General features: G+C 71.6%; 11 protein-coding genes. 6 read left to right on the top strand and 5 right to left on the bottom strand.

What is annotated here, in order from left to right:
• The first annotated feature begins 11 nt into the window (after positions 1 to 11).
• From ABT006_RS24720 to ABT006_RS24700, 5 genes are all read left to right on the top strand, one after another.
• The gene (locus ABT006_RS24720; protein WP_350710043.1) at positions 12 to 299 is read left to right on the top strand and encodes a hypothetical protein; all 288 of its coding nucleotides are present in this window, start codon (positions 12 to 14) and stop codon (positions 297 to 299) included.
• A gap of 107 nt (positions 300 to 406) precedes the next feature.
• Positions 407 to 2,011 carry a TIGR02677 family protein gene (locus ABT006_RS24715; protein ID WP_350710041.1) on the top strand — a complete coding sequence of 535 codons (1,605 nt, stop codon included), beginning with the start codon at positions 407 to 409 and terminating at the stop codon, positions 2,009 to 2,011.
• The gene (locus ABT006_RS24710) at positions 2,008 to 3,255 is read left to right on the top strand and encodes a TIGR02678 family protein (RefSeq protein WP_350710039.1); all 1,248 of its coding nucleotides are present in this window, start codon (positions 2,008 to 2,010) and stop codon (positions 3,253 to 3,255) included. Before ABT006_RS24715 ends, ABT006_RS24710 begins: the two co-directional genes overlap by 4 nt.
• On the top strand, positions 3,252 to 7,385 hold the full coding sequence (locus ABT006_RS24705) for a TIGR02680 family protein (RefSeq protein ID WP_350710037.1): 4,134 nt from the start codon (positions 3,252 to 3,254) through the stop codon (positions 7,383 to 7,385). The genes ABT006_RS24710 and ABT006_RS24705 overlap by 4 nt, the downstream gene beginning before the upstream one ends.
• On the top strand, positions 7,382 to 8,650 hold the full coding sequence (locus ABT006_RS24700) for a TIGR02679 family protein (RefSeq protein WP_350710035.1): 1,269 nt from the start codon (positions 7,382 to 7,384) through the stop codon (positions 8,648 to 8,650). Before ABT006_RS24705 ends, ABT006_RS24700 begins: the two co-directional genes overlap by 4 nt.
• A gap of 446 nt (positions 8,651 to 9,096) precedes the next feature.
• Here ABT006_RS24700 and ABT006_RS24695 read toward each other — a convergent pair whose 3' ends face one another.
• The 5 genes from ABT006_RS24695 to ABT006_RS24675 all read right to left on the bottom strand — a co-directional run bounded on the left by ABT006_RS24695 (position 9,097) and on the right by ABT006_RS24675 (position 15,707).
• Entirely contained in the window at positions 9,097 to 9,924 is an 828-nt protein-coding gene (locus ABT006_RS24695) for an SdrD B-like domain-containing protein (protein ID WP_350710033.1), read from the bottom strand.
• A gap of 274 nt (positions 9,925 to 10,198) precedes the next feature.
• Entirely contained in the window at positions 10,199 to 10,963 is a 765-nt protein-coding gene (locus ABT006_RS24690) for a site-specific integrase (protein ID WP_350710031.1), read from the bottom strand.
• A gap of 317 nt (positions 10,964 to 11,280) precedes the next feature.
• Entirely contained in the window at positions 11,281 to 11,676 is a 396-nt protein-coding gene (locus tag ABT006_RS24685) for a GIY-YIG nuclease family protein (protein ID WP_350710029.1), read from the bottom strand.
• Positions 11,673 to 13,532, bottom strand: a complete 1,860-nt coding sequence (locus ABT006_RS24680; RefSeq protein WP_350710027.1) for a hypothetical protein — start codon at positions 13,530 to 13,532, stop codon at positions 11,673 to 11,675. Before ABT006_RS24680 ends, ABT006_RS24685 begins: the two co-directional genes overlap by 4 nt.
• A gap of 567 nt (positions 13,533 to 14,099) precedes the next feature.
• Entirely contained in the window at positions 14,100 to 15,707 is a 1,608-nt protein-coding gene (locus ABT006_RS24675; protein ID WP_350710023.1) for a hypothetical protein, read from the bottom strand.
• A gap of 251 nt (positions 15,708 to 15,958) precedes the next feature.
• Here ABT006_RS24675 and ABT006_RS24670 point away from each other — a divergent pair.
• The coding region (locus ABT006_RS24670; RefSeq protein ID WP_350710184.1) for an IS701 family transposase at positions 15,959 to 16,680 on the top strand (722 nt) is incomplete at its 3' end.

Raw genomic sequence — 16,680 nt, 5'->3', positions numbered from 1 at the left:
GACGGACCGCCATGCCGACCGACCAGAACCGCCACCCGGAGCCGGACGACGACGTAATGCTCGGCGTGAACGCGTTCCAGATCATGGCGCGCCGGTACGTGGAAGAGCGGATCGCCGAACTTTCCCCCCGGCCCGAGGACGCCGACGCCCGCCTGCGCGGGCTGCTCGCCATCTATGAGGACCTCACGGGCAAGGGCCACCTCGATCCGCTGACGTTGCTCGCGAGCGTGCTGGGCATTCCCGTGGACGCGCTGGTCGTTCATCTGCGTGCGGCCGGCCGAGACCTGCGGCCGTCGTAGGTCAGGCGGCTCGCTGGCAGGCTCCGCCGCCTACTTCTTGTTCGGTGGGCGTGAGGAGGCACGCACGGTGAGTCCCAGCGCCGAAGGTCACGTCCGACGATGCGAGGATGAACGCCATGCCCCTCGGGACCGGTTCACCGACGCAACCGTTCGCCCACCTTCAGGCGCAGAACTCGGCGCTGTATCGGCAGATCCTGGACGCATTCGTTTCGGCGAAGCAGCGCTTCACCGTGCACCTGCGGCCCGAGGACGTCCTGATCGACATCGGGGCGGGGCCGTCGCTGGAAACCGTTCGCGCCGCCCTGGATCAGCTCGCCGAGTGGGGAAATCTGCGCGCCGACCCCGACACCGGCCGGGTGACAACGGTTGAGGACTTCCACCGGGCCCGCTACCTCTACCAGCTCACCCGAGAGGGGCACGCGGCGGAAGAGGCGATCGCCAAGTACGAGGAGGCGATCGGGCGGCGGGGCGCCCTGCAGTCGGTGGCCCTGTCCGACATCGCGGAACAGCTGCGCGGGCTGCTGGCCGTCGCCGAAGCGGCGGCAGCTGGCGAGCCGCCGGACGCGGCGAAGACGCACCTGCTGTTGCTGAGCCTCGTCGACCGGTTCACCGGCCTGGCCGACAACGCGCAGGCCTTCATGGCGTCGCTGCGCCGGACGATCGACTTCTCCGACGCCGACGTCGCGGCGTTCCTGGCGTACAAGGAGCAGTTGATCGCCTACCTGGAGCGGTTCATCGCCGACCTGGCCAACCGGGGCGCCGAGATCGCGGCGCTCACCCGCCAGATCGAGGCGGTCGGCGTGACGCCGCTGCTGGAGGTGGCGGCGCGCCGCGAGGCCGCCGATACCGCTCCCACCGAGGAGCACGGCGGCGCGGACGCGCGGGACGGCCTGGACCGGGACGCCTGGGGCGGGCACGACGCCGCCATGCGGCAGGCCCTGGACACCTGGCGGCTGCGCTGGGCGGGGCTGCGTGACTGGTTCGTCAGCGGCGACAGCAGTCGCCCTGCCCAGGCGCGGCTGCTGCGTACGGCGGCGATCGGCGGAATCCGGCAGTTGCTGAGCACGGTCGCCGCGATCAACGAGCGGCGGGCCGGGCGGTCGGACCGCTCGGCGGACTTCCGTCGGCTCGCCCTCTGGTTCGCCGAGGCGCCGGACGACGAGGCGGCGCACCGGCTCTGGCACACCGCGTTCGGGCTCTCCCCCGCGCGGCACCTCACCACCACCGCCGAGACCCTCGCCGCCGTCGAGGAGCGGCCCGTGCCGGCGGCCACGCCGTGGGCGCAGGCGCCCCGCCTGGAGATCAGCCCTCGGTTGCGCCGTACCGGCTCCTACGAGCGGCGGGGCGCGCCGAACCGGGTGATCGACCGGTCGGAGCAGCGTCGCGTGCTCGCCGAGCGGGTGCGCCGGGAGGCGGAACAGACCGCCCGTGCCCGTGCCGCGCTGGCCACCCCGGGCCCGATCCGCCTCTCCGAGCTGGTGGAGCTGGACTCCGCCGAGTTCCGGCTGTTCCTCCAGCTGCTCGGTGACGCCCTGGCCACCCGCCGGCCGGACCAGTCGGAGGTGACCACCACGACGTCGGACGGCACGATGGTGGTCCGGCTGCGACGTGTCGACGCGGCCCCACTGGTGCGGGTCGTCACCGAGGATGGGGTGCTGACGGGGCCGGAGCATCTCATCGAGATCATCGACCTTGTCGGGGCGGCCCGGTGAGGGGGCGCGCCGTCGCCGACGACGTGCCGGAGGCGCGGCGGCGCAGGGCCGCGCGGCTGCTGCTGGCCCGCCCGCTGCTGGTGGCCGGGCTCACCGACGCGGAGACCTACCGGCTGGTCCGGGCGTACGCGGCGGAGCTGCGGGAGTGGTTCGACCGGGAGACCGGCTGGCAGGTGGTGGCCGACGCCCACACGGTACGGCTGGTGAAGCTGACCGCCGACCCGCACGACGGCACGCATCCGGCGCGGGATCCGCGGTCGCGGACCCCGTTCTCCCGGCAGCGGTACGTGCTGACCTGCCTGGCGCTGGCGGCCTTGGAGCGCGCCGACGGGCAGATCACGCTGGGCCGGCTGGCCGAGGAGGTGGTGACGGGGGCCGCCGAGCCGGCGCTGGCGGCGGCCGGGTTCTCGTTCGCGCTGGACCGGCGGGAGCGGCGGGCCGACATGGTGGCCGTGGTCCGGTTGCTGCTGCACTGGGGGGTGCTGCGCCGGGTGGCCGGGGACGAGGAGGCGTACCTGGGTGCCGGCGGAGACGTCCTGTACGACGTGGACCGGCATGTGATCGCCGGCCTGCTGACCGCGTCCCGGGGGCCGTCGATGATCGACGAGTCGACCGGGCCGGGCCGGCTCGCGGCGTTGACGCTGCAGGTCGTACCGGATGTGGACGACGCCCGGAACCGGGCGCTGCGGCACCGGCTGACCCGGCTGCTGCTGGAGCAGCCGGTGGTCTATTACGACGAGCTCTCCGAGGCCGAGCGTGCCTACCTGACCAGCCAGCGGCACGCGCTGCTGACCCGGATCACCCAGTTCACCGGTTTGGTCGCCGAGGTGCGCGCGGAGGGGATCGCGATGGTCGATCCCGAGGACGAGCTCACCGACGTGCGGATGCCGGCCGAGGGGATGCAGAGCCACCTGACCCTGCTGTTGGCGGAGCACATCGCCGCCGGTGACGGCGGGGTACGGGTCAGCGAGCTGCACCGGCGCACCCGGGAGCTCGCCGTCGAGCACCGGTCGTACTGGCGTAAGCACGCCACCGACCCGGGTGCCGAGGTGGACCTCGTCGCCACGGCGTTGGAGGCGCTGCGCGCGCTGAAGCTGATCCGGGTCGAGCCGGGCGCAGACCCGCTTGTGCTGCCCCGGCCGGCGATCGCCCGGTACGCCCTGGCCGCGCCGACGATTCGCGAGCCGGCCGCCCGACGGGTGGGCACCGACAAGTCCGAACGATCGAGGGATGCTGCGCGATGACCGTACCGCTGGCCGACCAGCTGCCGCTGCCGGCGAAGGAGCGCTGGCAGCCGTTGCGCGCCGGGCTGGTCGACATCTTCTACTACGACCAGGAGGAGTTCCACTTCCACGGCGGGAGCCTGCTGCTGCGGGGCAACAACGGCACCGGCAAGTCGAAGGTGCTGGCGTTGATGCTGCCGTTCCTGCTCGACGGGGACCTGGCGCCGTACCGGGTGGAGCCCGACGGTGACCCGCACAAGCGGATGGAGTGGAACCTGCTGCTCGGCGGCAGGTACCCGCACCAGGAGCGGCTCGGCTACACCTGGTTGGAGTTCGGCCGCCGCGACCGCGACGGGTACCGCTTTCTCACCATCGGTTGCGGGCTGAAGGCGGTCGCCGGGCGGGGCATCGCCCGGCACTGGTTCTTCGTCACCAGCCAGCGGGTCGGCGTCGACCTGACGCTGGTGGGTGCGACCGGCACGACGTTGACCCGGGAGCGGCTGCGCGACGCGGTCGGGCCCGCCGGAATGGTCTACGACCGGGCGGCGGACTACCGGCGGGCCGTGGACGAGGCGCTGTTCGGGCTCGGCAGCCGATACGACGCGTTGGTCTCTCTGCTGATCCGGCTGCGCCAGCCGCAGCTGTCGAAGCGGCCGGACGAGAAGAGCCTGTCCCGGGCGCTCACCGACGCGCTGCCACCGCTGGACGAGAACCTGATCACCCAGGTCGCGGAAGCTTTCCGCAGCCTGGACGACGAGCGGATGACGCTGCGGGAGCTGGCCGAGACGAAGCGGGCCGCCGACGACTTTCTCACCCGCTACCGGCAGTACGCGCGGGTCGCGACGCGCCGCCGGGCCGGGCTGCTGCGCCAGCAGCACAGCCGCTACGAACAGCTCGGCAGGGAACTGGCCGAGGCGCAGCGGGCCTACGAGCAGGCCGACGCCGACCTGACGCGGGCGTTGGCGCGCATCGGCGGGCTGACGGAGCGGTCCGGGGAGCTGACCACGCGGCTGCAGGCGCTGCGGGACAGCCCGGAGGCACGTACCGCCGAGCATCTGCGCCGGCTTCAGGGCATCGCCGACGAACGCCACCAGTTCGCCGCCCGGCAGGAGGGGCGGCTGCGCGACCTGGAGGCCGATGTGGCCCGCGCCGGCCGGTCCGCGGAGGACGCGGCCCGGGATCTGCGGCAGGCGCAGGACGCCGAGGACGCGGCGCGCGGGCAGGTCGAGCGGGACGCTGCGGCGGCGCGACTGGCCGACCGGCACGCGGCGCGGGTGGTCACCGCGCTGCCGGTCGGGCTGGCCGAGGCGACCCGCGCCGCGGACGAACTGGTCGCCTCGCGGTCGAGTTCGCTGCGGACGCTGGACCGGCTCCGCGACGCCGCCGACGCGGCCCGGGGTCGGGCGGACCGGGCCCGCGAGGAGGTGGACCGGCTCGACGTCGAGATGGCCGCCGCGGACCTGCGGATTGCGGAGGCCGAGTCGGCCGCGACCGAGGCGGGTGAGCTGCTGGTCCGGCGGATCCGGGAGCACCTCGGCGGCGTGGTTGAACTGCCGGTCGGTGACCTCGACGGCGTCCTCGCGGAACTGGAGCAGTGGGTCGGCACGCTGGCGGGAGAAAACCCGGCGGCGCGGGAGACGACGCGCGCCGCCACGGCCGCGACGGAGGCCCTCGCCCGCGCCGACGCCGCGTTGGAGGCCGAGGAACGCGAGGTCCGCGACGGTCTGCAACGGGCTGAGGCGGAGCTGCGCCGGCTGGAGGCGGGAACGCATCAGCCGCCGCCCGCACCGCACACGCGCGCCGACGAGGCACGCCGGGACCGGCCTGGCGCGCCGCTGTGGCGGGTGGTGGACTTCGCCCCGCAGGTGCCGGCGTCGCAGCGGGCCGGCATCGAGGCGGCCCTGGAGGCGGCTGGCATTCTCGACGCGTGGCTCGACCCCGACGGGGCGCTGCGCGACCCGGTCAGCGGGGACACCGTGCTGTGGCCCGGCGGGGCGGTGACGGCGAACCTGGCGCAGCTGCTCCGCCCGGCGGTCGACCGGGCGGACCCGGCCTGCGCGGCGCTGTCGGACGAAGCCGTCGCGGGTGTGCTCGCCGCGATCGGCCTAGGCGCCGGCTCGGCGGTGACCTGGGTCGACGCGACCGGCGCGTTCGGCAACGGGGTCCTTGCCGGACGGTGGGCCAAGCCGGCGGCGGAGCACATCGGCGACAGCGCCCGGGAGGCGTCCCGCCGGGCGCGGATCACCCAGCTGCGGCAGGAAGCCGAGGAGCTGTCGGCGCGGCTCGTGGGCGTCGCGGGCCAGCGCGGCGAGCTGCGCCAGCGGCGGGAGCGGGTCGTCGCTGAGGCGCGGGCGCTGCCGTCGGACCAGCCGCTGCGGGAGGCCCACACCCGGGTACGCGGCGCGTACGAGACGCGCCGCGGCATCGTCGGCCGGCGGGACGAGGCGGGTGCGGTGCTGAGCCGGCGGCTCGCCGAGGCGGCGACCGCGTTGGCTGAGGCGACCGAGTTCGCCGACGACGTCGACCTGCCGTACGACGTCGAGGAGCTGGCCGGGGTGCGGGACGGGCTGCAGTCGTACCGGGTGGCCCTGGCCGCCTGGTGGCCGACCGTGAGGGGCGTGCGTGCGGCGCACGCCCGCCGGGATGAGGCGGCCCAGCTACACGAGGAACGGCTGGAGCGGCTGGCGCCGGCGGCGGTCGAGGCGGCCGAGGCGCGGGACGCGGCGCGGGCGGCCCGGGTGGAGTTTGAGACGCTGAACGCCACCGCCGGCGCGTCCGTGGCGGACCTGCAGCGCCGCATCGCCGAGGCGACCGGGCAGTTGGAGGGCTGCGAGCGCGACCGTGAGGAGGCCCGGGGGCAGGAGGCGGCGGCCCGGGACGCCCGGGGTGACGCCGGCGGGCGACGCAGCCGGCTGCAGCAGGAGCTGCACGCAGCGACCGGGGACCGGGACGCCGCCGTCGAGGGGCTGCGCGCCTTCGCCGGCACCGGCCTGGTCGACCTGGCCTGCCCCGACCTCGAGGTGCCGGACGTGGCGCAGCCGTGGGCGGCGACCCCAGCGGTGGCGCTGGCCCGGGCCGTCGAGCGTGACCTGGCCGACACCGACGACGACCGCCGTTGGGATCGGCTGCAGCAGCAGGTCAGCATGGATGTGAAGGCGCTGACCGACGGCCTCTTGCGGCAGGGTCACCAGGTAGTGACGACCATCCGTGAGGAGACGATGGTCGTCGAGGTCAGCTTCCAGGGGCGTAGCCGCACCGTCGCCGACCTGGCCGCCGCGCTGGTTGACGAGATCGACGAGCGGCAGCGGATGCTCTCCGCGCACGAGCGGGAGGTGCTGGAGACGCACCTGGTCAACGAGGTGGCCGGGGCGCTCCAGGAACTGATCGTCGGTGCCGAGCGTCAGGTCGCGGGGATGAACGAGGAGCTGGAGGTGCGGCCCACCTCGACCGGCATGCGGCTGCGGCTGCTGTGGCGGCCGACCCGCGACGCCCCGGGCGGGCTGGCCGAGCTGCGCGCCAAGCAGTTGCGGCAGAGCACGGACGTCTGGAACGACGAGGACCGTCGCGCCGTGGGCGCCTTCCTGCAGGAGCAGATCAACCGGGAACGGCTGCGCGACGACGCGGCGACCTGGTCGGAGCAGCTCACCCGCGCGCTGGACTACCGGGCGTGGCACGAGTTCACGATCCAGCGGCACCAGGACGGGCAGTGGCGCCCGGCGACCGGGCCCGCGTCCGGCGGTGAGCGGGTACTCGCGGCGAGCGTTCCGCTGTTCGCCGCCGCGTCGTCCTACTACGGCTCGACCGGCAACCCGTACGCGCCGCGGCTGATCGCGCTGGACGAGGCCTTCGCGGGGGTGGACGACGACTCCCGCGCGAAGTGCCTCGGCCTGCTGGCCACTTTCGACCTCGACGTGGTGATGACCAGCGAGCGGGAGTGGGGCTGTTATCCGCAGGTGCCCGGCCTCGGGATCGCCCACCTTGCCCGGCACGACGGCATCGACGCGGTGTTGGTCACCCCGTGGCGCTGGGACGGCCGCGAACGGCACCTGTTGTCCACGCCGGAGCAGCCGGCGCCACGGCAGCGGAACCCACAGCCGGACGAGCATCATCCCGAGCCGGGGACGACCCCGGGCCTGTGGGATGCGCCGTGACCGACCTGGAACGGCTGCGCCGGCAGCTCGGCGGGGCGGAAACCGAACGGCTGTTCCAGCGGTTACGCCGCCGCATCGCCCGGGGACAGCCGCTGACCGGCACCCTGAGCCTGGACGGACCCAGCCCGGACGAGCGGCGGGCGGTGGAACGGGTCCTGGGCCGCCCGCCCGGTCGCGGCAGCACCCTGACCATCAACCTCGACGAGCTGGATCGGATCATCCGACGCAGCGGAATGCACCCCGACGGCTTGGCCGGGGCGGTCGAGGCGCTGACCGGAGGCGTCGCGGTGCTCGCCGAGGTGCGGGCCGCCGAGGCCGCCGCCTGGCAGGCCTCCCTGGCACCGCTCGCCGCGCTCGGCGACGTGCGCGCCGAACTGGCCGAATGGTGCGCCGCCTCGGGCACGGCCGCGCTGCTGCGGCGGCTGGCCGGTACACCGCCGGCGGCGGCGCGGCTCGTGGCCGACCTGGTTGCCGTCCTCGCCGCGCTGCCGGCGGACGGGGAACCGCTGGCCCGGATCGCGGCCCGCACCACCGGCGACGCGCACGCGCTCGACGCCGGCCGGGCACTGGAGACAGTGGCCCGTTCTGCCGTCCGGGCCACCTGGTGGGGGAACGCGCCACTGCCCGAGTCGGCCGCCGAACAACGCCGGATGCTCTGGTACGCCGCCGGGGTGTTCCTCGACGATCTCTCCTCGACCGTGCTCGCCGTCAACCTGCCCACGATCCCCGGATGCCGGCTGCACGACCTCGTCGCCCCCGCCGCCGCTCTCGGGGAGCCGGTCGTCGTGACCCTGCGCCAGCTCGCTCGCGGAGAGCCCCGGTTCGCCGCGCGGACCGTGTACGTCTGCGAGAACCCCACTGTGCTGGCGGCTGCGGCCGACCAGCTCGGTGCGGCGTGCCCGCCGCTGGCCTGCGTCGGCGGCCAGCCCAGCACCGCGGCGCTGCGGCTGCTGGCCAACCTGGTCCAGTCGGGCGCCCGCCTGCGGTATCACGGCGACTTCGACTGGGGTGGCCTGCGGATCGCCAACCTGCTACACGGCAGGGTGCCCTGGCAGCCGTGGCGCTACGGGACCGGCGACTACCTGGCCGGAGTCGCGGACCGCACCGACCGGCCGAGTACCGGAGGGTCGCTGAGTGGCACGCCGACCGACGCGGCCTGGGATCCGGGACTCGCAGCGGCGATGCTCGCGGCCGGAGTCCGGGTCGAGGAGGAACTGGTGCTCGACAAGCTGATCGCCGACTTGTCGGCGGCGACGGGACATTGAGATCGCCGCTGTCGGTCTGCGGGGCTTCTCGCCGCTGGCTACTCCAAGGCGCCAGCCAGCGCGGGTTTGAGCCCCAGGCGCAATGGCGGGCGGTGCCGGCTCGGCGGCCGACTCCTGCCCGACGGTGAGGCTGACCCAGGTCGTGGGGTCGGCCGACCCCGGCCGCTGCGACGTTCGTAATTCCCGGCGCGGCCGGGTGGCACCTGATCACCGAGCCGGGCAGGGGCTACCGCCCGTGATCCGGGTCTTGGTCGGCTCGTCGCGGTCGCGACTTTCGGGTGACGTCGGGTGCTCTTGGCAGCTGCCGCCGAAGGCCCTCCCTGTGACCGTCAAGTAGGCCGGTCGGCCGCGGACCGATCTGCATCGGGGTTCCTCCGGCCCCGCTGCGGATCGGTCTGCGGCCTCGGACGGTGGGCCGCCTCGACACGGACGGCCCACGGCTCGGCTCAGCCGACGGTCACCAGGCCGATGTCGAGGGTCGCCTCATCGCCCTCCGCGAGGTTCACCGGATCGCTCTGCGCCGTCACGTAGTCCCAGGAGTCGTAGGTGACATGTACGTCGGAGTCGGTGGCGTCGTCGCCGACGTTCGGGGTGGTGAACTGGTACGAGCCCGGCGCGAAACCGGCCTCGAGCAGGTACTGGCCGGCGTGCACCGGAATCCGGTAAGTGCCGTCCGCGTTCACCGACACGCTGACGGAGGCACTGCCGTCCGCCGGCACGAGGGAGACGCTGAGCTGGTCCAGTACGGGCGTACCCTCCCCGGCGTCCCGCTGGCCGTCTCGATCGACGTCGAGCCAGACCCGCCCGCTGACGTATGCCGGAGTTCCGTATTCGAAGCCACCCTCGTGCACGCTGCCGGCCGGGTCCTCTCCGGGGGTGCTGGTCGAGAGCGTCACGGTCACCGGCAGCCGGTCGCCTGGCTGACCGCCCGTAGGTACCGGCCCGCTTAAGGAAAGCGTCGGCGTCACCGCGCCGACCGCGAGGGGACCGTTGACGCAGTCCCATTCCTGATCGACCACGATGGTGGTGCACTGCCAGGACGGGTCGGACTGGTTGCCCACGCCCCAGAACAGGCCCGGCGCGGCGACGACGTGGGCCCGCACGTCGGCGGCGGCGACGTTGCCGGCGTTGCCGAACCGCATCGGGTACTTGACCCAGTCGCCCTCGATCACCTGGTAACTCGGGATCGGTACGGCGCTCTCGACGTGCAGGTCGGGGTAGACGATGCTCGCGTCATAGGTGACCGACTGACTGTCGACGCGACGCCCCGACACCGCCAACAAGGCCGAGGTCTACCGGCAACTCGGGCTCCGGCTTACCTACAAGCCGAAAACGCAAACGGTGCGCGCCGCAGTTTGATCTCAGCGCGCACCGTGAGGTAATGATTTGTGTCCGAGGGGGAGGTTGACCACGAGTCCATGATCGTCGTTCATGGCGAACTGCAACTCACGCTCACGTAACCGCAACAGTCTATTGCCGGCGCCTCGGCCAGGGCTCGTGTTCGAGGGGGAGATGAACCCCCACGCGTAGCACCCACACAAAATATGCTCATGCGACAAAGGATAGCTCGATACAGAGCGCAAACACTACAGGCGCAAGCCGGCCACGGACACCCGTGCCGCAACCAACGCAATAGATTTCATCCGCCTCTCCAACGCCCAGCGCGTTTGTCAAGTTGGTCAGGAGAATGACGATTCCGGCGGGCAAAACCTGCGCGAGGTACGCCCCTCGGCGCAAGGTGATGCGGTGAAGCGCCACCAACGGATCCACGGAGGGATGCGCTCTGGTGTTGTTGTCGCCCAACCAGGAATCTTCACCTGCCATGCCGCTCTGCGGCGCGATGGGAGGCCGACTTCCCCACCGCGCCGCCCAGGAACGAGTCAGATTGGCCGGTCCGGGCAAGATCCCTGTCGCCGAACCGTGGGAGGTCTCGCGCGCCGTGACGAGTGGGTGCGGCTGTCCGATCATCGCCGACAACGCGTCAGCGACGGCGTGGAGGTCGGCCTTGATGTAGATGGTCGTGGACGATCCTGGACTGTCGGTGTGGCCGGCGTAGGCGCGGGCCACACCGTAGCCGAAGTGGCGTCCCACCCAGGTAAGGGTGGTGTGCCGCAGCCAGTGCGTGGAAAGACCTTGCGCAGCGACCCAGGGCAGACGCTCGCCGATGCGTTTCCACAGATGGTCGTAGCGGCGGCTGCTGATCGGTCGGCCGTTGCGATAGCGCAACAGCCGGGTGGGCAGAACGGCGCCGCGGACACGGGCGTGGTCGTGCAGGTGCGCGCGGTGAATACCGCGGGTTTGGAATACCAGCACGTCATCAGCAGCGGTGCGTCACCACTAAGGCGATCATCGTCGGGGTCATCGGCGCCCGCGGCCGCCGGCTGCGGTACGTCGCCCCGAGCGCGGCTCGCGCTGAGCCAGCGCCAAGAGGGCGTTCGGATGCTCACCGCCGCCGGCGACACCCACCCGTGGCCACAGCCACTGCCCGCGGCCTGGATTGGGCAGCTCAATCGGCCTGATCCCCATCCCTACCTGCAGGTCTCGCCGGCTCCGGCCGCGGACTGATCGGCCGTCCGGTCGACCAGATCCCGGCACCCCGATAGGGTGCCGGGCTCTGCCGTCGTTACCAATCAGGGCCTGCTGGTCAGGGCCGGCAGGCGGTGGTTGTCCATCGGACGCAAGACCCGGCCGATAACCCCCTCGATCCGGCGGACCCGGTCCACGCTGAGGTCCGCGCGCAGCGGCACGAGCATCAGCCGGGTCCACCCGTCGGCCCGGCCGCAGCGCATGTGCTCGCCGATCCGGTCGCCGACCGAGTCCGAGCCGGAGCGGATGGCGCTGCCGACATACCGGATCCAGTTGTCCCGGTCGGCGGCCAGGTACACCCCGGCGGTGTAGTTGTCCCAGACCCCGACGGTCAGGACGCGCAGGACGGTCTCCCCGGCGGGAAGCCGGCGCAGCAAGCCGGCCCCGGCAAGGTCACAGGCGAGCTGGTAGGAGGCCGCGTCGAGGCGATGGCGGATCATCGGTCACCGTCCTCGGTCATCCGCTGGCGGCGGCGGGCGGCCTTGCGGGCAGCGGCTCGCCAGTCGGCGATCATCTCGGTGACGTCGCCGAACAGCTCCATCGCCTGGGTCTGGTCGTAACCGCGGGTCTCGGCGAGCGGCTCGCCGTCAGTGCCCTTGACCTCGGCGACCGCGACCGCGGCGGTGTGCAGCCGGTCCAAGGCCGACTCGAATCCGGTGAGCGCCATCGCGTACTGCTCCTCGGGCGTCAGGACCGCGACGCCGGGGGTCGGCTGGTCGGCGAGGTCGCGCAGGATCTGCGGGGTCAGCGAATCTGCGCCCCCGATCGGCTTGTCGACCGGGTCGGTGCGCTCCGGCAGGCGCTGCGGCGCCCGGCCGGCCCGGCCGTCCAGGACAATCTGGCACAGCTGCCGCAGGCCAAGGTCGGTGCGCCCGAGCGCGGCGATAATCTTCGTCGGCTCGGTCGCGCCTTCGGTCGCGCCGTGCTCGGAGCGCTCCAGCAGCTGGTTCTGGCCGGCGACCATGTGGTACGACGCGAGGGTGGCCAGCTCAGCCCGCGCGGCGCTGCGCTTGTCGGTCCGCTGGACCAGGTCGACCAGCGCCGTCGCGAGCAGCTGCAGCGGATCGGTGCGGGTGAGGGTGACGGTGCGCAGGTCCGCCAGGCGCCACGCCCGCTCGAGCGCGGACCGGCGGCGGGTCAGGCGCGGGTCGTTCGGCAGGCCGCGCAGGGCGACCTCGGCCGCGATCATGGACCGGTCCTCCAGCCGCGGCGCGACGCCGGTCAGGTCGGTGATCGCCTCGTTGACCGCGCGGGCCTGGCGGGTGTTCTGGTGCGGGTTGAGGGCGGAGCAGGCCAGGACGGCGGTCTCGTCGGGCAGCAGGTCGTGAGCACGCCAGGTGCCGTCGAGGATGTCGCGGACCTGCTCGGGGCTCAGGCCGGCGACGCTCGGCAGCAGGTCCTTGGCGTGCAGCTTGTCGACGGCGGCGTTCGCCTTGGCGTTCAGGTTCGTCGCCAGGGAGAACGGCATGGGCGGCGCCATGTGCAGGTGGGCGACGAAGTGCCGCCGCGCGAGGTGGAACGGCTCGCTGTTGCAGGCGATGATGATCCGCGCGTTCGGCATGATGGCGCAGCGGACCTTCTCAGCCTCGACGTCGCTGACATCGTCGGAGATGGCCCATTTCGCGATCTGATGGTGCAGGGCGGTGGCCTGCCGCGACTTGGGCAGCAGGTTGAACGCGATGTCCTTGAACATCAGCCGCAGGCCGCGGTGGGAGCCGACGCTGCGGCCGTACCCGTCGGTCGTCTCGAACCGGGTGACGTCGCCGAGCTCGGTGGTCAGCCGCAGGAAGCTGAGCCACCCGGGCGTCTCGATCCCCCGGTCCTTGATCGACTGGATGTGCGGGTTGTGCTCGGCCATGTCGGCGATCTGCGGACCCATCGCCTCAATCAGCGCGGTCGAGTTCATCTCGAACGTCAGCAGCGCCTGGCCGTTGACGGACCCGAACCGGGGCATGTTGATGTCGCCGTGCGCGTGCTCACCCTCGAACCGGATGTTGTCCGGGCTCGACATCACGTGCCACATGAGGATGTCGGTCTCGATGTAGGTGAACACCTCGGTGCCGAAGCGCTGGGTCTTCTTCTCCCGCAGCGCACGGCGCAACTGCTGCACGTCCGGAGAGGCGTACGCGAGCAGCGTCGCGGTCTCGCTGGTCAGGCCGGCCTCGATGCCCGCGGTGATGGCCTTGTCGTACACGGCCTGCGACGCGGGCGGACGGATCCGCTCACCGATGACGCGGTGAGAAACGGTGGAGGGAGAGTCTCCGAAGTCGTCGGGGTTCGTCAGGTTGACGGACACGCTGAGCTCCTTTTCCGGGCTCCTTCGGTGCACCCGACACCGCCGTGGCGTCAGGCTCGGTAAGGGCCGGGCTCGGTCCGTCCCCACCTGCCCAACCGGCCGTCTGTGGCCGTCCTGGGTGTGTGGCCCGCGATCATCGCGTGAAGATCCTTCAGGACACTCGCCGAGCTGGGACGAGTGGAGCCTTGGTCCGGCCGGGTCCCTTGCGGGCAGCGGTCGAACTGGATCAACAGGAGACGATGCGTTTGTTGCGAGAGCGAGGGTACCAGACATGTCGATGCCGCAATGGACGTGATCTCACGGGCGTCGTCGGTGACGGGCACCTCGACATCAGGCCCGGACCTCGTTGTTGAACCACCGGCATCCATCTGACCGAACGTAACGGAGGGAGCTGGTCGCATAATCAACCAGACCGCGCCGGGCGATGGGGGCGATGATGCTGGCCTCTCGCGGCTGCTCCGCCACCCCGCCCTGACGGACGCAGACCGCACTGCTGGTCAACGAACTGGCCTTGCTGCTGGTTCTAACGATCTTTGATCGCTAGGTTCTTCACACTTGTGTCAAATTTTACGCGGCCTGGGGAAGGCGGGCGTGGGTTGCGTAGTCGTTGACGTGGCGTGTGATGGAGGCCAGCGCGGCTCGCAGGTCTGGTGGGGCTTGGGGCTGGTCGGCGGCCGTGAGCGGGACCAGGAGTCGGTTGTAGATCTTGGTGTAGAAGATGGCGATGCGGATGCCGTCGTCGGTGAGCATGTAGCGGTTGGAGCGGGGCAGCCGGCGGATGAGCCCGTTGAGGCGTAGTCGGCGTAGGTCGTAGGTCATCTGGTTGGGGCGGTAGTCGCTGCCGAGCAGCCCGGCGATCAAGACACGAAGGTTCTTGTTGGTGAAGCCGGTTGCGGCGAGCAGCGTGTGGCAGAGGGCGCCGGTCAGGGCCATGACTCGAGGATCACCGAACCGTAGGGCTGGGGTCCTGCCACCCGCCGGATCAACGGTGGGGTGCGCGATCCGCTCGAAGGCTGGACTCGCGAGGACGCAGCCCTGACCGACACGTTCAGCATCCAGGATCCGCCGGTTGCAGGCACGGGCCTTGGTCTGCAGGTCGTCGAGGTTGTGCAACCGGGCTTGGCAGCCCAGGTCGCGGGGAGTGTTGATGACGGTTTCGATGCGCATCGCGCGGCCGTCCTTGAGGTACTGCTTGATGCGGGAGTGCCGGTAGAAGACGTTGAGGAGTACGCCGCCGTTGTCGCGGCGGTCGATGGCGGTGCGGAAGGTGCCGAGGGTGTCGCGGCGTACCCGCCGGCCAAAGATGATTTCGACGTTGTGGGGTCGGCCGAGGTCGAGGTTGTCGGCGATGAGGGCTTCGAAGAAGCCGCGGGCGTGGCGGGGCGCGTCGAACACGATGGTGCGGGAGACCTCGACCTGACGCATGGAGGTCTCCCACCAGTAGCCGGCGTCTCGGTCGGCTTCGCCGATCGGCAGCGGCAGCCGGGCCAGCCATCGCTGCACGAAGACGTTGATGGTGCCAGGGCCGAGCCGGTCGCAGATGTCCTGCAACGCTTGGGGTTGGTCGCAGGCGGCGAACCCGTTGGACAGTTCGGTGAACCTGAGGCCGGCCTTGCTGGCCTGCCGTTTGGCCCGCTCGTGCCCGTTGATCCAGATCTTGCCCGGGTAGGGGAAGTTGGCGCACACCTTGACGAACGCGGGTCCGAAATCGTCGTCCCACAGGTAGAAGTAGTAGCAGGTCACTCTGCGGTCGGCCTTGTAGAACGACCACCGCGGGGTGCCGGTGGAGGTTGTGCCCTCCGTGGCGGCCCACACTCGTTGGAATTCCTGTGCCACCCCGATCCCGGCGACCCCGGACCGGCCGGTGGCGGCCTGCCGGGCAAGGTGGGGACGCATCACCGCGAGCTTGTCGTCGTCCTTGCCGAACTTGATCCACGGGATGTCGTTGGCCTCGGCGTAGGTGGCCACCGCCCGGCGGAACCGCTGCCCGATCCGGTTGAACAGCGCCGGGCTTGGGAACGGGAACCCGAGGTGCCCGGACAGGAACGCCACCACCTGCGAACTGGTCTGCAACTTCGGCACGTACGCGTTGAGGTAGATACGGTCCAGGCACTGGATATCCAACGCCACATGACCGTCGAGCACCTCGTTGACCGTCACCACATGCGCAGCCATGACCGCCTCCACAATTGCGGCTATGAATGCGATGATGCGACGCCAGCAACCGAAAACACCAGCTCAACCACCCGCCTAGGCGGTCCGAGGCGGAGCCTCACTGGTACTCCAACGTCACTTGGCTTCGGCGTTGGGCGTGGCGCAGGCATGAAGACGGCCACCGCGTTGATCATCGATGGTTTGTGAGGACAACCGAAGATCGTGCGGTGGCCGCGTGCCACAGCGTAGACCTTGATCGGTGGCGGGTCACTCTGGACGAGGCAGCGACGCGTGTCGCTGGCCGATTCGTGCGGGCAGAGCCGCGCCGGACCGCCGGGCAGTTCGTGGAAGGGCTGCTGTCGGACGTGGAACGCAAGACCTGCTGGTCGTTGGCGGAGCGGGCGGGTCACGCTGATCCGCAGGCGATGCAGCGGTTGCTGCGCACGGCGGTGTGGGACGCCGACTCCGTCCGCGATGACGTGCGAGAGTGGCTGGTCGAGCAGCTCGAGCACCCTGACGCCGTGCTGGCCACCGACGAGACCGGATTCCTGAAGAAGGGCGTGTGCTCAGTCGGGGTGCAGCGGCAGTACACCGGCACCGCCGGCCGGATCGAGAACAGTCAGGTCGGGGTCTTCCTGGCCTACGTCTCGCCCCTGGGGCGGGCGCTGATCGACCGCCGGCTCTACCTGCCCGAGGCGACGTGGTGCGAGTGGCCTGAGCGTCTCGCCGCCGCCGGCGTTCCAGACGAGGTCGAGTTCGCGACGAAGCCTGCGCTGGCCCGGCAGATGATCGCTGCCGCGTTGGACGCCGGTGTCCCGGCGGGGTGGGTGACCGGCGACGAGGTCTACGGCGCCGACCCCGGCCTGCGCGGCGACCTCGAGCAGCGTCAGATCGGCTACGTCCTGGCCGTCGGCTGCGACCGACGCGTGCACATCAACGACGGCCGCACCCTCGTGCGTGTCGACGACCTCGCCGAGCGGATCCCCACCCGCGC

Source organism: Micromonospora sp. NPDC002717 (assembly GCF_040295705.1).
Lineage (GTDB): Bacteria > Actinomycetota > Actinomycetes > Mycobacteriales > Micromonosporaceae > Micromonospora.
Note: the sequence above shows the minus strand (reverse complement) of the source record. Positions and strands in the feature narration are given on the sequence as shown.

Excerpts from the sequence above, each read along its gene's own strand:
- ABT006_RS24720 (WP_350710043.1), top strand. The coding sequence starts at position 12 with ATGCCGACCGACCAGAACCGCCACCCGGAGCCGGACGACGACGTAATG.
- ABT006_RS24715 (WP_350710041.1), top strand. The coding sequence starts at position 407 with ATGAACGCCATGCCCCTCGGGACCGGTTCACCGACGCAACCGTTCGCC.
- ABT006_RS24705 (WP_350710037.1), top strand. The coding sequence starts at position 3,252 with ATGACCGTACCGCTGGCCGACCAGCTGCCGCTGCCGGCGAAGGAGCGC.
- ABT006_RS24685 (WP_350710029.1), bottom strand. The coding sequence starts at position 11,676 with ATGATCCGCCATCGCCTCGACGCGGCCTCCTACCAGCTCGCCTGTGAC.
- ABT006_RS24675 (WP_350710023.1), bottom strand. The coding sequence starts at position 15,707 with ATGGCTGCGCATGTGGTGACGGTCAACGAGGTGCTCGACGGTCATGTG.